The organism is Paraburkholderia jirisanensis, assembly GCF_054782355.1.
The window spans coordinates 617,924-637,787 of record NZ_BAAGSQ010000029.1; the positions used below are offsets into that span (position 1 = coordinate 617,924).

16 protein-coding genes are annotated in these 19,864 nt (G+C 65.4%); 8 read left to right on the plus strand and 8 right to left on the minus strand.

Translation table 11 applies throughout. The annotated features are described in order from the left end of the window. Positions 1 to 112: 112 nt before the first annotated feature. The 4 genes from ACYVNQ_RS28470 to ACYVNQ_RS28485 all read right to left on the minus strand — a co-directional run bounded on the left by ACYVNQ_RS28470 (position 113) and on the right by ACYVNQ_RS28485 (position 3,578). Positions 113 to 1,687: a hypothetical protein gene (locus ACYVNQ_RS28470; protein WP_460907148.1), complete on the minus strand. Its 1,575-nt coding sequence runs from the start codon at positions 1,685 to 1,687 to the stop codon at positions 113 to 115. A 29-nt stretch (positions 1,688 to 1,716) separates the two neighbouring features. Next, positions 1,717 to 2,388: a hypothetical protein gene (locus ACYVNQ_RS28475; protein WP_460907150.1), complete on the minus strand. Its 672-nt coding sequence runs from the start codon at positions 2,386 to 2,388 to the stop codon at positions 1,717 to 1,719. Beyond that, complete coding sequence (locus tag ACYVNQ_RS28480) at positions 2,385 to 2,906, minus strand: hypothetical protein (RefSeq protein WP_460907153.1); 522 nt, start codon at positions 2,904 to 2,906, stop codon at positions 2,385 to 2,387. Before ACYVNQ_RS28480 ends, ACYVNQ_RS28475 begins: the two co-directional genes overlap by 4 nt. Before the next feature lie 114 nt (positions 2,907 to 3,020). Beyond that, a complete protein-coding gene (locus ACYVNQ_RS28485) occupies positions 3,021 to 3,578 on the minus strand; it encodes a hypothetical protein (RefSeq protein WP_460907156.1) in 558 nt (185 codons plus the stop codon). 563 nt (positions 3,579 to 4,141) lie between these two features. Here ACYVNQ_RS28485 and ACYVNQ_RS28490 point away from each other — a divergent pair. Further along, positions 4,142 to 5,545: a sigma-54 dependent transcriptional regulator gene (locus ACYVNQ_RS28490; protein ID WP_460907158.1), complete on the plus strand. Its 1,404-nt coding sequence runs from the start codon at positions 4,142 to 4,144 to the stop codon at positions 5,543 to 5,545. Positions 5,546 to 5,778: 233 nt separating this feature from the next. After that, positions 5,779 to 6,750 carry a thymidylate synthase gene (locus ACYVNQ_RS28495; RefSeq protein WP_460907161.1) on the plus strand — a complete coding sequence of 324 codons (972 nt, stop codon included), beginning with the start codon at positions 5,779 to 5,781 and terminating at the stop codon, positions 6,748 to 6,750. 46 nt (positions 6,751 to 6,796) lie between these two features. On the opposite strand, the gene ACYVNQ_RS28500 is transcribed toward ACYVNQ_RS28495, so the two are convergent. Then, on the minus strand, positions 6,797 to 7,687 hold the full coding sequence (locus ACYVNQ_RS28500) for a LysR substrate-binding domain-containing protein (RefSeq protein WP_460907164.1): 891 nt from the start codon (positions 7,685 to 7,687) through the stop codon (positions 6,797 to 6,799). Between the two features lie 380 nt (positions 7,688 to 8,067). Here ACYVNQ_RS28500 and ACYVNQ_RS28505 point away from each other — a divergent pair, with 380 nt between their 5' ends. The 4 genes from ACYVNQ_RS28505 (at position 8,068) to pyk (ending at position 13,425) form a co-directional block, all read left to right on the plus strand. Further along, positions 8,068 to 9,189: an enolase C-terminal domain-like protein gene (locus ACYVNQ_RS28505; RefSeq protein WP_460907167.1), complete on the plus strand. Its 1,122-nt coding sequence runs from the start codon at positions 8,068 to 8,070 to the stop codon at positions 9,187 to 9,189. 77 nt (positions 9,190 to 9,266) lie between these two features. Further along, positions 9,267 to 10,328: a carbon-nitrogen hydrolase family protein gene (locus ACYVNQ_RS28510; protein WP_460907170.1), complete on the plus strand. Its 1,062-nt coding sequence runs from the start codon at positions 9,267 to 9,269 to the stop codon at positions 10,326 to 10,328. Positions 10,329 to 10,672: 344 nt separating this feature from the next. After that, the gene (locus tag ACYVNQ_RS28515; protein ID WP_460907172.1) at positions 10,673 to 11,836 is read left to right on the plus strand and encodes a DSD1 family PLP-dependent enzyme; all 1,164 of its coding nucleotides are present in this window, start codon (positions 10,673 to 10,675) and stop codon (positions 11,834 to 11,836) included. A gap of 170 nt (positions 11,837 to 12,006) precedes the next feature. Next, positions 12,007 to 13,425 (plus strand): pyruvate kinase, encoded by a 1,419-nt coding sequence (gene pyk / locus ACYVNQ_RS28520; RefSeq protein WP_460907175.1) that lies wholly within the window; start codon positions 12,007 to 12,009, stop codon positions 13,423 to 13,425. A gap of 216 nt (positions 13,426 to 13,641) precedes the next feature. On the opposite strand, the gene ACYVNQ_RS28525 is transcribed toward pyk, so the two are convergent. Both ACYVNQ_RS28525 and ACYVNQ_RS28530 read right to left on the minus strand, forming a co-directional pair. Then, positions 13,642 to 16,368 (minus strand): DUF6600 domain-containing protein, encoded by a 2,727-nt coding sequence (locus ACYVNQ_RS28525; protein WP_460907177.1) that lies wholly within the window; start codon positions 16,366 to 16,368, stop codon positions 13,642 to 13,644. A gap of 145 nt (positions 16,369 to 16,513) precedes the next feature. Further along, complete coding sequence (locus ACYVNQ_RS28530) at positions 16,514 to 17,233, minus strand: ArsR/SmtB family transcription factor (protein WP_460907180.1); 720 nt, start codon at positions 17,231 to 17,233, stop codon at positions 16,514 to 16,516. Between the two features lie 295 nt (positions 17,234 to 17,528). Between ACYVNQ_RS28530 and ACYVNQ_RS28535 the strand changes: the two genes are divergently transcribed. Both ACYVNQ_RS28535 and ACYVNQ_RS28540 read left to right on the plus strand, forming a co-directional pair. Next, complete coding sequence (locus tag ACYVNQ_RS28535) at positions 17,529 to 17,675, plus strand: hypothetical protein (protein ID WP_460907183.1); 147 nt, start codon at positions 17,529 to 17,531, stop codon at positions 17,673 to 17,675. Between the two features lie 167 nt (positions 17,676 to 17,842). Then, positions 17,843 to 18,349: an acyl-CoA thioesterase gene (locus ACYVNQ_RS28540; RefSeq protein WP_460907186.1), complete on the plus strand. Its 507-nt coding sequence runs from the start codon at positions 17,843 to 17,845 to the stop codon at positions 18,347 to 18,349. A 93-nt stretch (positions 18,350 to 18,442) separates the two neighbouring features. Here ACYVNQ_RS28540 and fumC read toward each other — a convergent pair whose 3' ends face one another. Further along, positions 18,443 to 19,843, minus strand: a complete 1,401-nt coding sequence (fumC, locus tag ACYVNQ_RS28545) for a class II fumarate hydratase (RefSeq protein ID WP_460907188.1) — start codon at positions 19,841 to 19,843, stop codon at positions 18,443 to 18,445. Between the last annotated feature and the right edge of the window lie 21 nt (positions 19,844 to 19,864).

The following is a 19,864-nucleotide window of genomic DNA, read 5'->3' on the forward strand; positions in this document are numbered from 1 at the left end:
TGGTCTCCTGAAAAGCGCCGGCTGCTTCTCTGGCAGCCGGCGCGAGCCGTCGTGATGGCTACACTGCTTTTACTTCGATGAACTGCTTACAGCGTGTTGCGTGCCTTGCGGCTTAGTGCCCGTTGCGCAGCGCGGCGATCGACATGCCGTTGTGCTGCAGGTTGCCCGCACCGCCGGCGATGTTCACGCCGATGTTGCCGGACGCGCCTGCCAGCGTGTTGGCGCCGAGCATCGCGGTACCCTGGAACTGGCCTTTGACCGACATCGTGGCGCTTTGCGCGTTGTCATCCGTGGCGACCATTGCGGTGGTCATCGCGGTGCCTGCGTTGGTCGTCGTGACGGCGCCGGCAAGGCTGTTGTTCTGTACGTTGCCGATGCCCGACGCGACGTTCACGCCGACGTTGCCCGACACGCCCGACAGCGAGCCATCGCCGACTGACGCATTCAGGTTGACGTTGTTGATCTTCGCCATGCCCGCCGAGGATTGCGTGCTGAAGATCTGCGCATTGCCGAACACGTTGCCGATGTCGACCGAAGCGAGCGCCACGTCGTTGCTTTGCGCATTGCTGATGCCTTGCGCAATGTTCACGCCGAGGTTGCCCGACACACCCGAGGCTGCGTTGTTGCCGGTGCCGGCATTGAGCGTGCTGGCTGCCTGCGTGTTGACGTACTGCGTGACGCTGCCGGTGGTCCTGGTGTCGGTGGTGGTCAACGTATCGTTGACGTTATAGCCCCAGTTTTTCGACGCCGCCGAAGCCGTGCCATACGACGACGAGCTGGAGTGCGCATCCTGGCTGGTCTTCGAATCGCTATGCGCGTAAGTCGTGGTGGCTGCCGCCGCCGCGCTGCCCGAACCGCTGTTGGCCGAATTCGACGCCCAGTTCTTCGAGCTGTTCTTGTGTTCGCTTTGCGTATCGGTGTGAGCCGTGTTCAGGTGGCCGGAATCCGATGCGCCCCACGAATTCGACGCGGTCGACATATGGTTCTTGCTGTTCGAGCCGCTCGCGCCGGCCGACGATTGCTCGGAGCCGCTGGCCATAAAGCTCTTGTTGCCCCAGCCCTTGCTGCTTTGCTCCTTGTACGACACCGAACCGGACGCGCCTTGCGACACCGTGCCGCTGAAGTTGCCCGACTGCGAGCTGGTGTGCGTGTTGCCGTCGTTGTGAGCGATCGCAGCGTCGAACGAAGACGAGCTGTTGCTGTTGTGGCCGCTGTCGCTCGACTGGCTGGAGCTCTTCGAGCCGCTCGAGGCCGCCTGATTGGCGTACGCGTAGGCTGCCGCCGCGCTGACCGTGGTGGTCGAGTTGGCGGTATGCGAGCTCGACGACTGATGCGCCGATGCGCTCTGCGACGCGGTGGCGAACGAGCTGTTGCTCCACACGCTGTTGGCGCCGGTGCCGGAAATGCCGGTCGTCCGATTGTTGACGCGGGTCGTGATCGCGCCGCTCATGTAGCTTTGCGCCATCGGGTCGAGCGACGCATGCACGGAAACCGACTGGTTGTTGTTGACGACGGCGCCGGCGGTGCTCGACACGGACACACAGCCGAACAGGCGGACAAACCCTTCGATGCCGACCTGGGTGCCGACCATCGTGGCGTTGAACAGGTAGGGGTTTTTCATCGAACCTGCGAACGCGCTGGTCGACGCGACGGCAAAGACGGCTGCAGCAATCAAAGTGCGCTTCATGATCTCGCTCCGATACTAGTTGTGGTCATTTAGAAAAGAGTGCCCGCCGGGGGACGGAGCACAAAACTGTTTGCCGTAGCGTTACCGGCGCCGGCTGTCTGGTTGATCTGCACGACCCCATTGACGTTCTTGAAGGCCTCGTTGGAAATCGTCGCCTCGCGCACGTCATGAACCCCGTTGGACTGGGCCAGACCGCCTCCCTTCGGGACCGCTGCGGATAGCACGCTATCCGAAACGGTCTCGACACCCACTGCAGCAGTGTTCAGTTGCACACTGTTGCGCTGGATATTTCCCGCGCCCGCCGACTGGTTCACCAGCACGGCGCCGGATGTATTCGAAAACGCATTGCCTGAAATCGTGGTGCGCGCGCTCGTTACCCGCGCCGACGCGCTGGCGTTCTGCACGCTCGGGTTGTCGTTGGCGGCTGCGGTGTTGCCGATGGTCAGCGTCAGCTGGTTGGCCTGTACGTTGTTCAGGCCGGCGGCTTCGTTCACGGTGATCGCGCCGTTCGCGCCGACCGCCGCGCCGGTGGCGATGCCGGCGTCGCCGGTGATGCGCGCGACCGATTGCGCGTGGGCGCTGTGCAGCGCGCCGCAGGCGAACAGGAGGGTCAGCGCGGCGGCGGCTGAGGCGGCGCGTGCTGCGCGGCGGGGCCGCAGGTGGTGCGGATGGGATTGATGCTGCTGCTGGCGCGCGCTCATTTCAGGCCTCCGAGCGCGCCGCTCAGCACACTGCCGAGCGGCGCCAGCGCGCCAGTCACCGTCGACGACACGGTGGAACCGATGCCGGCCACCGGAGCGATGCCGCTCGACTTCAACGCCATGTTGTTGCCGCTCGCGCTGCCGCTGAGAATCTGCGTGACAGCCTGCATGCCCGAGTTGACCAGCACGCCGCTGGTGGCCACGCCGGACGAGCCGCGCGCATTGGTCAGATCGGTATCCGATGCGAGCTGCGCCATCGTCGGATTGAAACTGTTAGCGGGGAAGGTGCTGGCGCTGGCGATCACCGGTTGCTGGTTTTTCGGCACCGAGTCGTAGGCGATCCGCGGTTCGACTGCGCGCATCAGCACGATGTCGCCGGGATTGCTCTGCTGGGCCTGCGCCGGGATGCTGGCGAACGTCAGGACGGCTGCGGCGCCGCACATTGCGGCGAGCATCGTCGGGACGCGCGCACGGCGGCGCTGCGACGTTTGAAACGAAGCATTGAATGAGGCGATCATGTCTTCCCCAATAGCGTTCTGTTCTGTGTTGCCGAATCGAGTGGTCTCTCGCGGGGCTGCACTTGCTTTAAGTCGATGTCATTTCGTCAGTCGTTTCCTGATTCGTTTCCTCTGTCATTTCCTGATGTAGCTGGCCGCATTGCCCTGCGCGGTGCGCGCGGCATCCACCGGTACCGGCAGCGGCGCCGGCGGGGCGATTTCGTCCCACAGCGTCACGGCGTTGCCCATCGAGCGTGGCGTCGCGGCGATCATCGTGAGTCCGCTCGCGCCGCCGCGCTGTTGCGCCAGCACGCGGTCGTCGAGTGGATTGGCGGTCATCGAAACGACATCGGCGGGCGTGTTCAATAGCGGTGCGGGCCCGTCGGTTGCTAAAGCATCGACGGTGGCGGAGGAATCGATCGTTGCGGACGCATCGATCGTGGCCGCGTCGGCAACCGCCGTTTCCGGCGTCGCTGCCGCTGCAGGCGTCAGGCCTGCGAGGGCAACGAAGCCGGCGTCGGACGAAAGCGACGAAGCGGGTTCTTCGGCGCGCGCGGCCAGCGGCAGCGCGAGCAGGGAAAGGGTGCCGCCAAGCAGTGCGGCGCAAGTGAACATGCGCAATGAAGCATGCAGTGCCGGGCTCGGGGCGAGTCCCGAACGGGATCTCGCATTGCCGCGGAAAACGAGTCGCATGATGTGTCTCCTTGGTGAGGCACATTTAGCGAAACGTATGCCATAGCGGGCAAAGCGTTGCTGCAGAACGGGCGGGCCGATGCGATGCGGCGCGCATGTGTCTAAATCGCGGGAAAACGTTTCAGCGTTGATACGGCACCTGCCGGATCGGGCAAACCAGACAAAAAACAGTAAAGCGGGAATTTTTCAGAGACTAGTTAAGTATGCAGAAAGCTCTGGATATGGAGTTTTTATGCAGAAAGAACTTACCGTCGTTTATCGAATTGGCGGTCAGCCTTACCTAATCAAGGGTTACTGAATTAATTTGCATATTTGTTTTTCGAAGTCCCGTACGTATAGTAAGCTCTCGAACACAGCACAAAAATTTTCAAAAAAAGCCCGAACTGGGCCGTCCAATAACACGCGCCGTTTGTCGGGGATCAGCTGTCCGTACGGAATGGAATGGCCGTTCGGTTTTCGTGGTTTTGCGAATCCCGATGCGATCGACGTATCTGAGGAATACGAGAATAGCGCTTCAGGTGCGTGCGTCATCCTTAACGTTCGTTGACGAGAGGATCTGAATAATGGAATCCGCAACGCGGCAACTGATATATGTTTCAAGAGATCCCAGTGCTGACCTCAATGCGCGCTTTCATGAACGCGGCTGGCATGTCGAAGTAGTCGGTTCGGCGCGCGATGTGCGGCGCGCGGTGCGAGCCAACAGCGCCGCCGGTGGCCTGCTCGATCTGTCGAGCTGTTTCCAGCAGCATGAAATCGCTGCATTTGAATCCTGCCTGACGATGCCTAATGTAGGCTGGGTCGCCGCGACCATGCCCGGGCAATTGCAGGACGCCGCTTTGCGCCGGCTCGTGCGCGACTACTGTTTCGATTACGTAACGGTCCCTTATTCCGGCGACCGCATTGTGGATTCGGTTGGCCACGCGTACGGCATGATCTCGCTGGGCGAAAGCGCGTCGAACGACGCGGCGCAACCGGGCGGCACCGAAGGCGAAATGGTCGGTTCGTGCGATGCGATGCTGGCGCTGTTCCGCTCGATCCGCAAGGTCGCGATGACCGATGCACCGGTGTTTATCTCCGGCGAATCGGGCACCGGCAAGGAACTGACCGCGGTTGCGATTCATGAGCGCTCGGCGCGCCGCAATGCGCCGTTCGTGCCGATCAATTGCGGCGCGATTCCGCCGCATCTGCTGCAATCCGAACTATTCGGTTACGAGCGCGGTGCGTTTACCGGCGCAAACCAGCGCAAGATCGGGCGCGTCGAAGCGGCCAACGGCGGCACGCTGTTTCTCGATGAAATCGGCGATTTGCCGCTCGAAAGCCAGGCGAGCCTGCTGCGCTTTTTGCAGGAGCGCAAGGTCGAGCGACTGGGCGGCCACGGCTCGATCGAGGTGGACGTGCGCATTATCTCGGCGACGCACGTCGATATGAATACCGCGATGATCGAAGGGCGCTTTCGTTCAGATCTGTATCACCGGCTGTGCGTGCTGCAGATCGACGAGCCGCCGCTGCGCGCGCGCGGCAAGGATATCGAACTGCTCGCGCGGCATATGCTCGAACGTTTCAGAAAAGATGCGAGCCGTCGGCTGCGCGGCTTTTCGCCGGATGCGATCGCGGCGTTGCATAACTACAGCTGGCCGGGCAACGTACGCGAACTGATCAACCGCGTGCGGCGCGCAATCGTGATGTCGGAAGGGCGCGCCATTACTGCGCGCGATCTGGAATTGTCCGAGTACGTGGAGATCGTGCCGGTGTCGCTCGCGCAGGCACGCGAGGCGGCCGAGCGGCAGGCGATCGAACTCGCGTTGCTGCGTCATCGCGGGCGCCTCGGCGACGCCGCGCAGGAGCTCGGCATCTCGCGTGTCACGCTGTATCGTCTGCTGTGTTCGCATGGCATGCGGCATATGGAAAGCGAACCGATGGTGGCGCCGCACGCCGGCATGCCGCCGCCGACTGTGCAGCATCTCTGATCGCCCCCCGATCTCATCCCGTTCTGATACAAAACGCCGGCCTTGGGGCCGGCGTTTTGTTTTGCGGATGCGCAGTCTGCCACCGCCGCGGCGAGCCATGCCGATCTCCCGAAAGCACCGCCGCCCGGCCATCGCGGCAGTCACGTTATCATTGCAGGTTTGGTGAGGCACGCAGCCGGCCCGGCCGCGCGCTGCACATCCGCGATACCCGCCACACATTGGGAACCACCGACATGCAACAGTATCTTGACCTCGTCCGGCACATCATGGAAAACGGCTCGTGGCAGGAGAACCGCACTGGCGTGCGCACGCTCAGCTTTCCGGGCGCCGCGTTGCGCTTCGATCTGCAACAGGGTTTTCCCGCTGTGACGACCAAGAAGCTCGCGTTCAAGTCCGCCATCGGCGAACTGGTCGGCTTCCTGCGCGCGGCGCGCAATGCCGCCGATTTTCGCGCGTTGGGTTGCAAGGTGTGGGACCAGAACGCCAATGAAAACAAACAGTGGCTGGCCAACCCGTTCCGCGAGTCCGACTCGGATCTGGGCGCAATCTACGGCGTGCAATGGCGCCAATGGCCCGCCTACAAGCTGCTCGACGCGACCAGATCGGCGCAGATCGACGCGGCGCTGCAGTCCGGCTTCGCACGCGTGACCGAATTCGAAGAACACGGTGCGCGCAAGGTGCTGCTCTACAAGGCGGTCGACCAGCTTCGTCAGTGCCTCGATACGATCATCAAGAATCCGTCGGACCGCCGCATTCTGTTTCATGGCTGGAACTGGGCGCAACTCGACGAGATGGCGTTGCCGCCGTGCCATCTGCTTTACCAGTTCCTGCCGAATGCATCGAAGCGCGAGATCTCGCTGTGCCTGTATATCCGCAGCAACGACGTCGGCCTCGGCACGCCGTTCAACCTGACCGAGGGCGCGGCGCTGCTGCACCTGGTCGGGCGGCTGACCGGCTACACGCCGCGCTGGTTCAGCTACTTCATCGGCGACGCGCACATCTACGAAAGCCACATGGACATGCTGAAGGAGCAGTTGACGCGCGAGCCGTTCCCGGCGCCGAAACTGCTGATTGCCGATCGGGTTCCGGATTACGCGGTGACCGGCCAATACGAGCCCGAGTGGCTCGAGAAGATCGAGCCCGCTGATTTTTCACTCGAAGGCTATCAGCATCACGCGCCGTTGACGGCGCCGATGGCAGTCTGACGCATCAGGCGGGGCACCGGTGAAACATCGAACGGCGGGCCCCGCTTCATTTGTCCGATAGTTCCTGCTTCAACCACTGCACGAAGTTTTCCACATAGCCGAATTGCGGCGACACGTTCGACCAGGTCGCGTAGTAGGCATGCTGTCCTTGCGCGTCGATCGGGAACAGAAACTTCAGCATGCCGGTATCGAGCCAGCTCTGGATCATGCTGCGGCGCGCGAGCGCGACGCCGTGCCCGCTGATCGCGGCTTCGACCAGCAAGCCGACATCCACATACTGCGGCCCGGAGCTGGGCTCACCCAGCGCGAGGCCCGCGGCTTTTAGCCAGGATCGCCACGGTTCGATCGGGCAGCGCAGCAGGTTGGCGCGCGCGAGGTCGGACGGCACCTCGAATGGCCCGCTCTGCTTCAGGTAGGCGGGGCTGCACACCGGCGACACCGGCTCGTTCAGCACGGCTTCCACATTCAGCCCGGGATACTTACCGCTGCCAAAGCGGATTTCGACGTCGGCATCGTCGGCCTTCAGACCGACGAACGGCACCGACAACTGAAGCGTGATGTCGACGTCCGGGTAGAGGTGCTGGAAGTTTTGCAGCCGTGGCACGATGATCTGCCGCGCGAAGGTCGGCGGCGACGAGACGCGCAGTTGCGGCCGTTCGTCGGAGCCCGTGCTGCGCGCCGGAAAGCGGCTCAACGCAACGAGGCACTCGCGCACCACGTCGAGATACTCCAGCCCGGCCGCAGAGAGATTCAGCTCGTTCTGCGCGCGCGTGAACAGGCCGACGCCGAGCGATTCTTCAAGCTGTTTGATGCGATGGCTGACCGCGCTCGGCGTAACCGACAGCTCGGCGGCGGCCAGCGCACCGCTGCGCAAGCGGGCCACGGCTTCAAAGGCGACCAGGCAATGCAGCGGGGGCAGGCGGGAAAAACGTTTCATGATTGGCCGGGAAGCGTTGCGTGTCACCGGATGCACGGTTGCTGCCGGGACCGGAGGGCTGCCTGCGGGTTCAGATGTCGGTTCGGATGTCGCCGGACATCCATATCGGCTGCGCGGACCGGACGCTTCGCGCCCGTCGAAGCTTAGCCGAAGAAAATTTCCGGATCAAACCTCCGGTTGCGCCAGCATGCGATCGCACGAACCTCATCTGTCCTGAAACCGATACCGCTTGAAATTTATTGCGGCGGCGTAGCGCATTTTTTTCAAGTGCCGCTGGCGGGTTGCTGCAGTACGATCGACGCGCTCGAAGCACGCGATGGCGGCCGTCCTGCGCCGGCATCTGCGCCTGATCAATCTGAACCTCTACCGGATCGGTCCATATGACTTCCTCTGCATCGAATCTTCATGCCGATTCGCTGGCGCCTGTGGTGACGCGTGTGACGGCGCGCCCGGTACGCGTGCCGCTCACGCCGCCGTTGCGCACCGCGAGCGGTGCGATGACGCATGCGCCGCTGGTGCTGATCGATATCGAGACCGACGCGGGCGTGACCGGACGCGCGTATTTCTTCACCTACACGCCGACCGTGCTGGCCGCCGCGACCCGGCTGGCGACCGAAGCCGGCGCGTTGCTGCAGGGCGAAGCGCTGCGTCCGCGCGAAGCGATCCGCGCGCTGCGCCGCCGCTTCGTGCTGCTCGGCACGCCGGGCTTGCTCGACATGGCGCTCGCCGGTCTGGACATGGCGCTGTGGGATGCGCATGCACGCGCGGCCGGGCTGTCGCTGTCGCGCCTGCTCGGCGGCGCGCCGCGCCCGGTGAAGGCGTACGCGAGCTTTGGCATGGACGGACTCGCGGATGCGGTGAAAGCCGTGGAACGCAGCGTCGACGCAGGCTTCCAGGCGATCAAGATCAAGATCGGCTACGCGACGTTGCGTGAGGATCTCGAAGTCGTGCAGGCGGTGCTCGACACGCTCGGTACGAAAGCGGAGCTGATGGTCGATTACAACCAGGCGTTGAGCGTACCCGAGGCGTTGCGCCGCACGCGCGCGCTCGACGGCTTCGGGCTTGCGTGGATCGAAGAGCCGGTGCTGTGCGACGACCTGCGCGGCCACGCGCAGATCGCGCGCGAGATGAGCACGCCGCTGCAGCTAGGCGAGAACGCGTGGGGGCCCAAAGGCATGCTGGCGATGATCCGCGAAAGCGCCTCGGACCTCGCGATGCCCGATCTGATGAAAGCCGGCGGCGTCAGCGGATGGCTCGATACCGTCGCGTTGTGCGAGGCGCACGGCATGCCGGTGTCTAACCACTTTTTCCAGGAGACCAGCGCGCATCTGCTGGCGCTGTCGCCGATGGCGCATTACCTCGAGTACTTCGGCATTGCCGACGGGGTGCTCGCCGCGCCGTTGCCGGCGCACGGCGGCTACGTCACCGCACCGGATACGCCGGGCAGCGGCATCGAGTGGAATGAGGAAGCGGTAGCGCGCTATCGGGCCGATCTGGATTGAAGTTTCGACCAGGAGTGCTGCGTCAGACAATTTCAAGCGTACGGAAAGGTTCTTCACTATCAGACATGGAGATGTAGATGAAGCAATACCCGAAATTCAAAGCGGCCGTCTGTCATATCGCGCCGGTCTATTTCGATGCGGAAGCCTGCGTCGAGAAGGCCGTCGCGTGGATCGGGGAAGCCGCGTCGCACGGCGCGGAGCTGATCGCTTTCCCAGAAGCGTATCTGTCGTCGTTTCCGGTGTGGTGCGGCGTGTGGGCGCCGGTGCACACGCACGAATTCTTCGAAAAGATGGTGGCGAGCGCGGTGCTGGTCGACGGCCCGGAGATCCAGCGGATTCGCGATGCGGCGCGCCGTCACAACGTATTCGTTTCGATCGGGATCAACGAGAGCACCCCCAACAGCTTCGGCTGCGTGTACGACACCAACCTGCTGATCGGCGACGACGGCTCGCTGCTGAACGTGCACCGCAAGCTGATGCCGACGCATTGGGAAAAGCTCGCGTGGGCGATGGGCGACGGCAGCGGCCTGCGCGTGGCCGATACGCGCATCGGCCGGATCGGCGCGCTGGTGTGCGGTGAAAACACCAATGCACTGGCGCGTTTCGCGCTGCTCGCGCAAGGCGAGAACGTTCACGTGTCGTCGTTTTCGCCGCGTTGGCCGACCCACCCGCTCGGCGAAGGCGGCTACGACCTCGAAGCGGCGATTCGCCTGCGCGCCGGTGCGCATGCGTTCGAGGGCAAGCTGTTCAACCTCGTTGCGTCGGGCTTTTTGCCGCAGGACGCCATCGACATGATCAGCCGCGGCGACAAGGGCGTGCGCGATCTGCTCGAACAGTCGCCCAAGAGCGTGTCGATGATTCTCGGTCCGGATGGTCAGCCGATCAGCGAAGTGATCCGCGAAGACGAAGGCATTGCCTACGCGGAGCTCGATCTGGCCCGCTGCGTCGTGCCGAAGCAGTTCCAGGACGTGGTCGGCTACTACAACCGCTTCGACGTGTTCGAATTCAAGGTGAATCGCCGCGCGCACCGTCCCGCGCATTTCCACGACGACGCAAGCGACGACGCCGCGGCGCAGCCGGCGCGCAATGGCCAGGCCCCGGACGCGCCGTATGGCGCCGACACGCATCTGTTGTCGTGATGCGCGGCGCGTGCGCGCGGCCCCACGCGCACGCGCGCTCTCAGCCCGCCGGCGAACGCGCTGCCCCGCGCGCTTCGCTGGCACACTGCCGCCGGCACTGGATTGCCGGCGGCAGTGCAGGTATCGTCCTGATGAATGCCGATTCGCGCGGTGGCAGGCATCCCGCTTCTGGGTGCGTCTGGGCGCTTCCGGCCGCTTTGTGCCGCTGCTACTTCCCGCGCGAGACGCTGCTGCGCGCGATTCCCCTTGTCTGGTGAGATGATCCGTTGCCGCGGTCTGTTTCGCCGCAACGCATCGCAATGCCGGTCGGCGTCCCGCTTCCATGCCCTTGCCGAAGGACCTTCATGACAGAACCCTACCGCTTCGATGTACCGCTGCCTGGCTTGCATATCGGCAATCCCGTCGACGACGTCGCCACGCCGGCGCTGCTGATCGATCTCGACCTGTTCGAGCACAACCTCGCGCTCGCTGCTTCATTGGCCACGGCGCATGGCGTGTCGCTCAGACCTCACGCCAAGGCGCACAAGTGCGCGACGATCGCGCAACGGCAGATCGCCACCGGTGCGGTGGGGGTGTGCTGCCAGAAGCTCGCGGAAGCGTTTGCGCTCGCCGCCGCCGGGGTTACCGACATCCATCTGTCGAACGAACTCGCCGACGCCCGCAAGGCTACGCTGGCTGCGCAACTCGCCGCGCAGGTGAAGCTCAGCGTGTGCGTGGACCACGCGGAATCGGTCCGGCAACTGGGCGTCGCGGCTGCCAGCGCGGGCTCGCGCATCGAACTGCTGGTCGAGGTCGACATCGGCCAGAACCGCTGCGGCGTGTCGACGGTAGAGGCCATGCTGGAACTGGTGGACGAGATCGCAACGCATCCGTCGCTGTCGTTCAGAGGCTTGCAGGCCTATCACGGCGGCTTGCAGCATATCCATGCGTGGCAGCAGCGGCTCGAGTTGGCGCAGCAGTCGGCAGCGCGCGCCGCACATTTCGTCGCCGCGCTCGAGCAACGCGGTTTGCGCGGCCTGACTGTCACGGGTGGCGGCACCGGCAGCATCGAGTTCGACGTCGCGAGCGGCGTGTTCACCGAGATCCAGGCCGGCAGCTACGCGCTGATGGATCGCCAGTACGGCGAACTGGAGTGGCGCGATAGCTTCAGGCCGGCCCACGCGCTGCATCTGAGCGCGACCATCATGAGCACGCCGGCGGCCGACCGGGTGGTTTGCGATGCGGGTCTGAAGAGCCTCACCGTCGACGCCGGCTTGCCGGCGCTCGCGCACGACCGTAACGCGCCCGCGCTGCAGGGGTGGGACTACGCGGTCGCCAACGACGAGCACGGCATTCTGAGGCGCGCGCCGCAGCATTCGTCACCTGAAGCGCCCGCCTGGGGCAGTCAGCTGCGGCTGATTCCGGGGCACGTCGACCCCACCGTCAACCTTCACGATGCTTACGTGTGTCATCGCGGGGGCCGGGTCGAAGCGGTCTGGCCGATCGAGGCACGCGGCATGGCGTGGTGAGCCAGCGCGATTCGATACTTTAAGTCTGTTCTCCTACGACTTAACTTTGCGTTCCGCTCTTGCCGGTCTGACTCTAAGCTTCTCCCTCGCGCCCGACGGCGGCGGCCAGCCTGACATGGCACCGCCGCATCAAGGAGATTTCCGTCTGCGTACGTGTTTGAGGATAAAAGATGAAGCGGCAACGCAACGCCAAGATTGTGGCAACCCTCGGCCCCGCCAGTTCCGACAAGGCGATTATCCGGAAGCTGTTCGACGCGGGCGTCGACGTATTCCGGTTCAACTTCAGCCACGGCACCCAGGACGATCACCTGCGGCGGTTGAAGGCGATCCGCGAAGTCGAAGCGGAATGCGGCCGGCCGATCGCGGTACTGCTGGACCTGCAAGGGCCGAAGATTCGTCTCGGCACGTTCAATGGCGGCTTTGCGATGCTGTCCGTGAACGAGCATTTCCGCCTCGACCTCGATCCGACGCCGGGCAATAGCAGCCGTGCGCCGCTGTTGCACCCGGAAGTGTTCAGCGCTTTGCAGATCGGCTCGGAACTGCTGCTCGACGACGGCAAGATTCGCCTGCGGGTGATCCGCAAGGAGCGCGATTTTGCGGACACGCAGGTGCTCGTCGGTGGCCGCATCTCGGACCGCAAGGGCGTCAATGTGCCGGACGTGATGCTGCCGATCTCGGTGCTGACGGCGAAGGACCGCGAAGATCTCGCGTTCGGTCTCGAGCATGGTGTCGACTGGGTCGCGCTGTCGTTCGTGCAGCGGCCGGAGGATATCGACGAGGCGCGCCGTCTGATCGGTTCGAAGGCGTGGGTGATGGCCAAGCTGGAAAAGCCGCTGGCGATCGATCATCTGGCCGGCATCGTCGAGCGTTGCGACGGCCTGATGGTCGCGCGCGGCGATCTTGGCGTCGAACTGCCGGCTGAGAAGATTCCCGAGATTCAGCGGCGCATCATTCGGGCTTGCCGCGAAGCGGGCAAACCGGTCATCGTCGCCACGCAGATGCTCGAATCGATGGTCGCGTCGCCGGTGCCCACGCGCGCGGAAACCTCCGATGTGGCCGGCGCGATTTACGCCGGCGCGGACGCGGTGATGCTGTCGGCGGAATCGGCGAGCGGCCAGTTCCCGGTTGAAGCGGTGTCGGTGATGAACCGGATCATCGAGCAGGTCGAGCTCGATCCGGAATATCGCCGCGGTATCGATGCGTCGCACGCGGCGGTGGAATCGGGTCCTGCCGATGCGATCTGCAGCGCGCTGCGTCAGGTGGTTCGGGTGATCGACCCTGCGGTGACGGTGACTTATACGTCGTCGGGTTTCACCAGCCTCAGGGCCGCGCGGGAACGCGTGCCGACTGCGATCATCGCGATGTCGCCGTCGCTGCAGGTGTGCCGGCAACTGGCGCTGGCGTGGGGCGTGCACGCGCTGCCGTTCAAAAATGCTCATGACGTGCAGGAGATGATCAAGCTGGCGCAGCACGCCGCTACCGAGGAAGGCTTTGCGGTAGCAGGGGATTCGATCGTGATCGCCGCCGGGCTGCCGTTCGGCGAATCGGGGACGACCAATTTGCTGCACATTGCGCGCTGCGGCGAATGATGGGTATCTGAACAACGGTGCTCGTCGCGGACGAGGCGGCGCAGCGGGAACTGCGATGTCTCATCCCGGGTGCTGTTGCGGGGCGCGTTCACGAATCGATACCGCGACGCGACTGCGCGCAATGAAATCAGGCCCGCCGCAGCTAGCGCTGCGAGCGGGCCTGTTTGTATCGTGTGGTCGTCGTGCGGTACTTGCCGTGACGGGCAAGTATCGTCCCTAGCTGCGGCGGTGCTCGTCGTGACCGCCGCCGTTCCCTCGCTGCTCCTGATGTTGCGGTTGCTGCGACTGCTGCTGCGGACGAGGCTGCTGCTGCACCTGCGGCCGCGGCTGCGGCGCCGGCTGCGGATGGAACTCAGGACGCGGCTGCTGCACTTGCTGTGGCCGCGGCTCCGGCGCTTGCTGCGGGTGAAACTCGGGGCGCGGCTGCTGTGCTTGCTGCGGGTGAAACTCGGGGCGCGGCTGCTGTGCCTGCTGCGGGTGAAATTCAGGCCGCGGCTGCTGCGGCTGTTGCACTTGCTGCGACGGCTCGGGCCGTGGCTGCTGCGGTTGTTGAACCTGTCGCGGTGGCTCGGACCGCGGCTGTTGTGGCTGTTGCACCTGTTGTGGCTGTTGAACCTGCTGCGGATGAAACTCCGGCCTTGGCTGCTGCGCCTGCTGCGGCACAGCTTGTCCTTGCGGCGCGCGCGGCTCGTTTTGCTGCGTCGGCATCGGCTGATGTACGCGCGGCACCGCATGTTGCTCGTCCTGCGGATTGAAGCCCGGGCGCTGCTGCCCGGTGGCCGCAGGGTTGCCGCCGCCCGGCGCACGTTGTGCGTATGGCTGCTCCGGTTGGCCTTGTCGCTGCTGAGCCATCGGCGTATGCGGCTGGGTCCAGACCGGCTGTCCACCAGACGGCGCGCCCGGCCGTGTGCCGTTTTGCCCGCCATTTTGCGCACCGGGCGGCAGCGCGCCGCCGGGCGCACCGTAGCCAGGATGGTTGCCGCCCGCAAACTGCGGCGGGCGTGGCACGCCATTACCAGACTGTTGTGGCCGTTCCGGCGAGCCCGCCTGCGCTCTTCCTTCACCGGGTCGCCCTTGTCCCGCGCTACCGGCCGACTGCGGCGCATTCAGCGCATTCGGCGCGCCACGCGGCGTCCCCGCGGGCGCCATGCCGGGCACCTGCTGCGGACCCATCGTCGCGCTACGCACCGGCCCAGCCGCAGCCCCCGGCCCACGCGCCTGCACCAACCGTACGTTCTGCGCCGGCACTCCAGCCGAGCCGATCCGCTGGCCGCCGAAATGCGCCGGCACGGCCGTATGCACCACCGGATTACCCGCTCCCGGCACGCGCCCGCCGCCTTGCGCGAAATGCTGCGCGAGCTGATCGTGCCATGCGGCCGGCACATCGGGCCGGCGCGTCGCGACCACTGGTCGCGCGATCGCCGCTGCCGGCGGCCGGTACGCGGCTTCACGCACGCCGGGCCGGAAGCTTTGCCGCACCGGCGCAATACCCGGCGCGCCTGCATTGAAGCGCGCGTTGTGCCACTGCTGCGGATTGATCTTCTGCGCGAAGCGATTGACCGGCTGTCCATGCACGAACGCGGTGGCCGGTACGCAGGTCACCGCATGCGGCGCGCGGTAGTTCACGTACGTGTTGTGGATGTTGGTGACGGAGTTGTGCCCATAGACCGGACGGTTCACGCGCTCGTAATAGCGCGGGCTCCAGCCGTGCGCCCAGTGCGGATGCCAAGGCTCGCCCGGGCCGAGCGCGAACCACGCGAGGCCCGCGGTCGCGACGCCGCCGACCGCAAGGCTCACGCCCCAGTCGACCCCGCCACTGGCGCCACCGCCGTCGTCGACGAACGCGACCAGCGCCGGCGCATACACCGGCGGCGCGCTGGCGACGTCCGCGCCCGGCACCCACGCCCACGCGTTGCCGATATAGGCCCAGCGTCCATAGTGATACGGCGCGAAGCCCCACGGCGCATCGTCGACCCAGGTCCAGCCCCACGGCGCCTGCCAGATCCAGTGGCCGTCGCGATACGGCGCCCAGTCGGCCGGCATCTGGTTGGGCGTCCACACCGCGCCGTATTGCGGGTCTTCGCGCCACGCGCCGTTCGCGTCGAGATCCTGATAGCCGGGCATGTCGCGCGATACATAGCGCGCCGACACCGAGCGGTCTTCGGCGGCGTCGCGGCTCGCGGCCCATTGGTCGAGACTGTCGGGCGCGGGCGCGCCGTTGCTGGCGACCTGCTGCAGGTTGGTGCCGGCGAAGCGGATCTGCTGGCCCGCTGCGACGGGTATCTGATTGCCGTCGCCATACACGGTCGCGCTGCCGCTGCGCACCGTCACGGTGGTCGAACTGCCGTCCGGCGCGACGTCGACGCGATAGTCGCCGGGGCCGCCGATACCGAGCGCGAGATTCGGCGTGTCGATTTCATACGCGGTACCGGATGGCAATTCGCGCACGCGGGTCGACAGCGTGCCTTGCGCGACCTTCAGCTGGGTGCTGTCGTCGTCGAGATTGAGCACGTCGACGCTGGTGGTCGCACCGAGCCTGACTGCTGTCGAGCCGATATGCAGTTCGGAGCGCGCGCCCTTGTCGTTCCACAGCTGGTCGCCGGTGGTCAACGGGCGGTTGACCTGCGCGTATGACCAGTCGTCGGCACCGGCCGGTTGCGTGGTGACGGTGCCCGCCGTGTAGTTCAGACGCGCCACGCGTCCCGGCGGATCGGCGTCCTGCGCGGTGGTGGAAGAACCGGGCGGCAGTGCGGGGGCTGCGTCTGCGACGTCGGGTGGCGGAGGCGCTTCTTGCTGTGCATAGGCCGGATACGTGGCAAACGCGGCGAGCGCAGCGATCGCGACCGTGCTGACTGCGGCGGCGAGCGATCCGGCGGGAGCGCCGGCACGTGCGACTTTGAAACCGGGCGATGAACGGCGCGTAGTAAGGGTTCGTGATCTCATTGATGACTCCGTCGGGTGCCCACGCAATATCGGCACCGTGTGGAAATCACTGTACCCGCGCCGCCTGTTTCAAGGCCCGCTCATTTGTAAGCCATCCCCGCCGCGCTGTAACAAGACGTGTCGCGCGTTGCGAATTCGCTTCGCATTACGTGCGCTGCATCAGGAAATCGTCGAAATACTGCTGCCCGGCGGGCGTCACGCGCAGGATGCGCGGCCGCGTCGTCCGTTCGACCCAGCCGTGCGAGGTCCACGAATCGAGCAGCGCGGCGCCGAGCGCGCCACCCAGATGCGGGCGCCGCTCGCTCCAGTCGGGGCAGGTGCACGCAAAGCGGCGCCGGTGCGCACGCTGGCCGGCCACATCGATGCCCCAGCCGGCGAGGCGCTCGGTGCCGGCGGAGGTGGCCTCGAGGGTGCTGCCGGTACGCGTCAGCAGGCGGTCGCCGACCAGCCGCTCGTAGACGCGCACCGCCAGTTCGCCGGCCATATGGTCGTAGCAGGTGCGCGCATAGCGCATCTCGACCGGCACGGTACGCGCCGCGCGCGGCGTAGGCCGCTGCGGCGCGGTGGCCTGCGCGACGTTGGCGAGCGCCTCGATCGACGCGGCGATATCCGCCGACGCGATGCGGAAATAGCGATGCCGGCCGCGCACTTCGAGCGCGAGCAGACCGCCTTCGGTCAGCCTCGCGAGGTGCGCGCTGGCGGCCGACGGCGACAGGCCCGCGATCAGCGTCAATTCGCCGGCCGGGCGCGCGCTGCCGTCCATCAGCGCCCACAGCATCGCCGCGCGGCCCGGGTCGGCGAGCAGCGCGCCGAGCCGGCTCAGGCCCGGGAAATGGCCGGTTTCGTCGGTAAGCGGGGAGGTCATCTGGGGCTCCTTTGGGCGGCATGGATGCCGCAGTAGGCGGCAACCGGGGTGCCAGCTGGAGTGACAACTGCAATGAAAGCTGTAGTGACACTCGAGCGCGGACAGATGCACTGTAACGCGAGCATCGCATTCGACGTTTCAGTCCGGCGTGAAGCGTCGAATGCGCGATGAGGGGCGATCAGGCAGCCCCGCGCGATGCGTCCGCTTCCCCTGCCGCGATTGCAGCGCATCCGGAGCAACGGTGGGCTGCCAGGCTAGAATCGGACTCTGATCTCCCGAACGAGAAGTGCAGTCGATGAAGCTCATTCTTGCCGCCCTCGCGGTTTTTGCCGTGCTGTCATGCGCCGCTTGCGCGCAAGGCGGCGCGAGTTCGCCGGGCGCCGGCTCGGGCAGCATCACGATGTACGGCACGATCGACGAAGGCGTGTCCGTGCGCAAATAGCGCAGGGTTTGTTCCGCCAGCCCTGCTTGTGCGCCTCGGCGTGAGCGCGCTGCCGCAACGCATGGGTTGCGCGATGAGCAGCCCACCATCCGACGTCCCCCGCCCGCCGCGCCGCCACGCTCGTATAATCGCCTCCTTTCAATCATTCGCAGATCGCCGGAGTCAACATGAGCCACGCACCCACCGCACCGCTGGAGCGTTCGGAAACGACCTTCCGCTTCCTCGCCGAGCCAACCTCGGTCAATTTTGGCGGCAAGGTGCACGGCGGCGCGCTGATGAAGTGGATCGACGAAACCGCCTACGCATGTTCCGCGGTCTGGTCCGGCCGCTACTGCGTGACGGTGAGCGTCGGCAACATCCGCTTTCGCCGGCCGATTCTGGTCGGTAACCTGGTCGAGCTGCGCGCGCGCGTGGTGGCGACCGGCCGCACCAGCATGCATATCCACGTGTCGGTGTTTGCGGGCGACCCGAAGGGCGGCGAACTGCTGCAAACCACCGATTGCCTCGTCGTGATGGTGGCCGTCAACGAGAATGGCCATCCGGTGCAGGTGCCGTCGTTCGAGCCGGTCACCGACGAGCAGCAGCGTCTGGCCAAATACGCGATGGATGTGAAGGCGGCACTCGACGCGATCGTCGAGCTGAAGCCGGAAGAAGTGGCGCAAGGGAAGGTCTGAGCGCGCCGGCAGCAGGCTAAAAAAAGCGCGTCCGAACCGTTCAGGTCCGGGCGCGCTTTTTTTCAGCGATCCAGCATCCGTCTTGCGACTTGACTAGCCCTTCGCGTTGCCGACCATCTCGTGCGGCCGCACCCACTCGTCGAACTGCGCTTCGGTCAGATAGCCGAGCGACAGCGCCGATGCCTTCAGCGTCGTGCCTTCCTTGTGCGCCTTCTTCGCGATCTTCGCGGCCTTGTCGTAGCCGATGTGCGGATTGAGCGCGGTGACCAGCATCAGCGATTCGTTGAGCAGCGTATCGATACGCTCGCGGTTCGGCTCGATGCCGACCGCGCAGTTGTCGTTGAAGCTGTGCGCGCCGTCGGCCAGCAGACGGATCGATTGCAGCACGTTGTGCGCGATCATCGGGCGGAACACGTTCAGTTCGAAGTTGCCGCTCGCGCCGCCGAAGTTGACCGCTGCGTCGTTGCCGAACACCTGGCAGCACAGCATCGTCATCGCTTCGGATTGTGTCGGGTTCACCTTGCCCGGCATGATCGAGCTGCCCGGCTCGTTTTCCGGAATCGACAGTTCGCCCAGACCGCAGCGCGGGCCGCTCGACAGCCAGCGGATATCGTTGGCGATCTTCATCAGGCTCGCGGCGACCGTCTTCAGCGCGCCATGCGCGAAAACCAGCGCATCGGCTGCGGCCATCACCTCGAACTTGTTCGGCGCGGTTTCGAACGGCAGGCCGGTCAGCTTGCCGATCGCTTCGGCCACCTGCACGGCAAACTTCGGGTGCGCGTTCAGGCCGGTGCCGACCGCCGTGCCGCCGAGCGCCAGCTGATACAGATGCGGCAGCGTCGCTTCGAGATGGCGCACGCCCTGTTCGAGCTGCGCGACGTAACCGGAGAATTCCTGGCCGAGCGTGAGCGGCGTCGCATCCTGCAGGTGCGTGCGGCCGATCTTCACGATGTCGTTGAACGCCTTCGCCTTGCTGTCGAGCGTGTCGCGCAGCGTCTTCAGCGCCGGCACCAGATGCTTTTCGATGCCGACTGCCGCCGCCACGTGCATCGCGGTCGGGAACACGTCGTTGGACGACTGGCCGCGGTTCACATCGTCGTTCGGGTGCACGAGGCGCGCTTCGCCGCGTTCGCCGCCGAGCAACTCGCTCGCACGGTTGGCGATCACCTCGTTCAGGTTCATGTTGGTCTGCGTGCCCGAGCCGGTTTGCCAGACCGCGAGCGGAAACTCTTCCGGATGTTTGCCTTCGATGATTTCGTCGGCGGCGTGCAGGATCGCCTTCGCCTTGTTCGCGTCGAGCACGCCGAGGCCCTGGTTCACTTCGGCGGCGGCGCGCTTGATCACCGCCAGTGCGTTGATCAGTTCGGGCGACTGCTTCTCCGTCGAGATCTTGAAGTTCTGCAGCGAGCGCTGGGTCTGCGCGCCCCACAGACGAGCGTTCGGCACGGCGATCTCGCCGAACGTGTCGCGTTCCATCCGTACATCTTCGGTCATGGTGTTCACTCCGCTTTGGCT

What these genes read in the sequence shown, in the direction of transcription:
- fumC (WP_460907188.1), bottom strand. Translation starts at nt 19,843, where the DNA reads ATGACCGAAGATGTACGGATGGAACGCGACACGTTCGGCGAGATCGCC.
- ACYVNQ_RS28535 (WP_460907183.1), top strand. Translation starts at nt 17,529, where the DNA reads ATGAAGCTCATTCTTGCCGCCCTCGCGGTTTTTGCCGTGCTGTCATGC.
- ACYVNQ_RS28540 (WP_460907186.1), top strand. Translation starts at nt 17,843, where the DNA reads ATGAGCCACGCACCCACCGCACCGCTGGAGCGTTCGGAAACGACCTTC.
- ACYVNQ_RS28470 (WP_460907148.1), bottom strand. Translation starts at nt 1,687, where the DNA reads ATGAAGCGCACTTTGATTGCTGCAGCCGTCTTTGCCGTCGCGTCGACC.
- ACYVNQ_RS28510 (WP_460907170.1), top strand. Translation starts at nt 9,267, where the DNA reads ATGAAGCAATACCCGAAATTCAAAGCGGCCGTCTGTCATATCGCGCCG.
- ACYVNQ_RS28500 (WP_460907164.1), bottom strand. Translation starts at nt 7,687, where the DNA reads ATGAAACGTTTTTCCCGCCTGCCCCCGCTGCATTGCCTGGTCGCCTTT.
- ACYVNQ_RS28480 (WP_460907153.1), bottom strand. Translation starts at nt 2,906, where the DNA reads ATGATCGCCTCATTCAATGCTTCGTTTCAAACGTCGCAGCGCCGCCGT.
- ACYVNQ_RS28475 (WP_460907150.1), bottom strand. Translation starts at nt 2,388, where the DNA reads ATGAGCGCGCGCCAGCAGCAGCATCAATCCCATCCGCACCACCTGCGG.
- ACYVNQ_RS28495 (WP_460907161.1), top strand. Translation starts at nt 5,779, where the DNA reads ATGCAACAGTATCTTGACCTCGTCCGGCACATCATGGAAAACGGCTCG.
- ACYVNQ_RS28490 (WP_460907158.1), top strand. Translation starts at nt 4,142, where the DNA reads ATGGAATCCGCAACGCGGCAACTGATATATGTTTCAAGAGATCCCAGT.
- ACYVNQ_RS28530 (WP_460907180.1), bottom strand. Translation starts at nt 17,233, where the DNA reads ATGACCTCCCCGCTTACCGACGAAACCGGCCATTTCCCGGGCCTGAGC.
- ACYVNQ_RS28515 (WP_460907172.1), top strand. Translation starts at nt 10,673, where the DNA reads ATGACAGAACCCTACCGCTTCGATGTACCGCTGCCTGGCTTGCATATC.
- pyk (WP_460907175.1), top strand. Translation starts at nt 12,007, where the DNA reads ATGAAGCGGCAACGCAACGCCAAGATTGTGGCAACCCTCGGCCCCGCC.
- ACYVNQ_RS28505 (WP_460907167.1), top strand. Translation starts at nt 8,068, where the DNA reads ATGACTTCCTCTGCATCGAATCTTCATGCCGATTCGCTGGCGCCTGTG.
- ACYVNQ_RS28525 (WP_460907177.1), bottom strand. Translation starts at nt 16,368, where the DNA reads ATGAGATCACGAACCCTTACTACGCGCCGTTCATCGCCCGGTTTCAAA.
- ACYVNQ_RS28485 (WP_460907156.1), bottom strand. Translation starts at nt 3,578, where the DNA reads ATGCGACTCGTTTTCCGCGGCAATGCGAGATCCCGTTCGGGACTCGCC.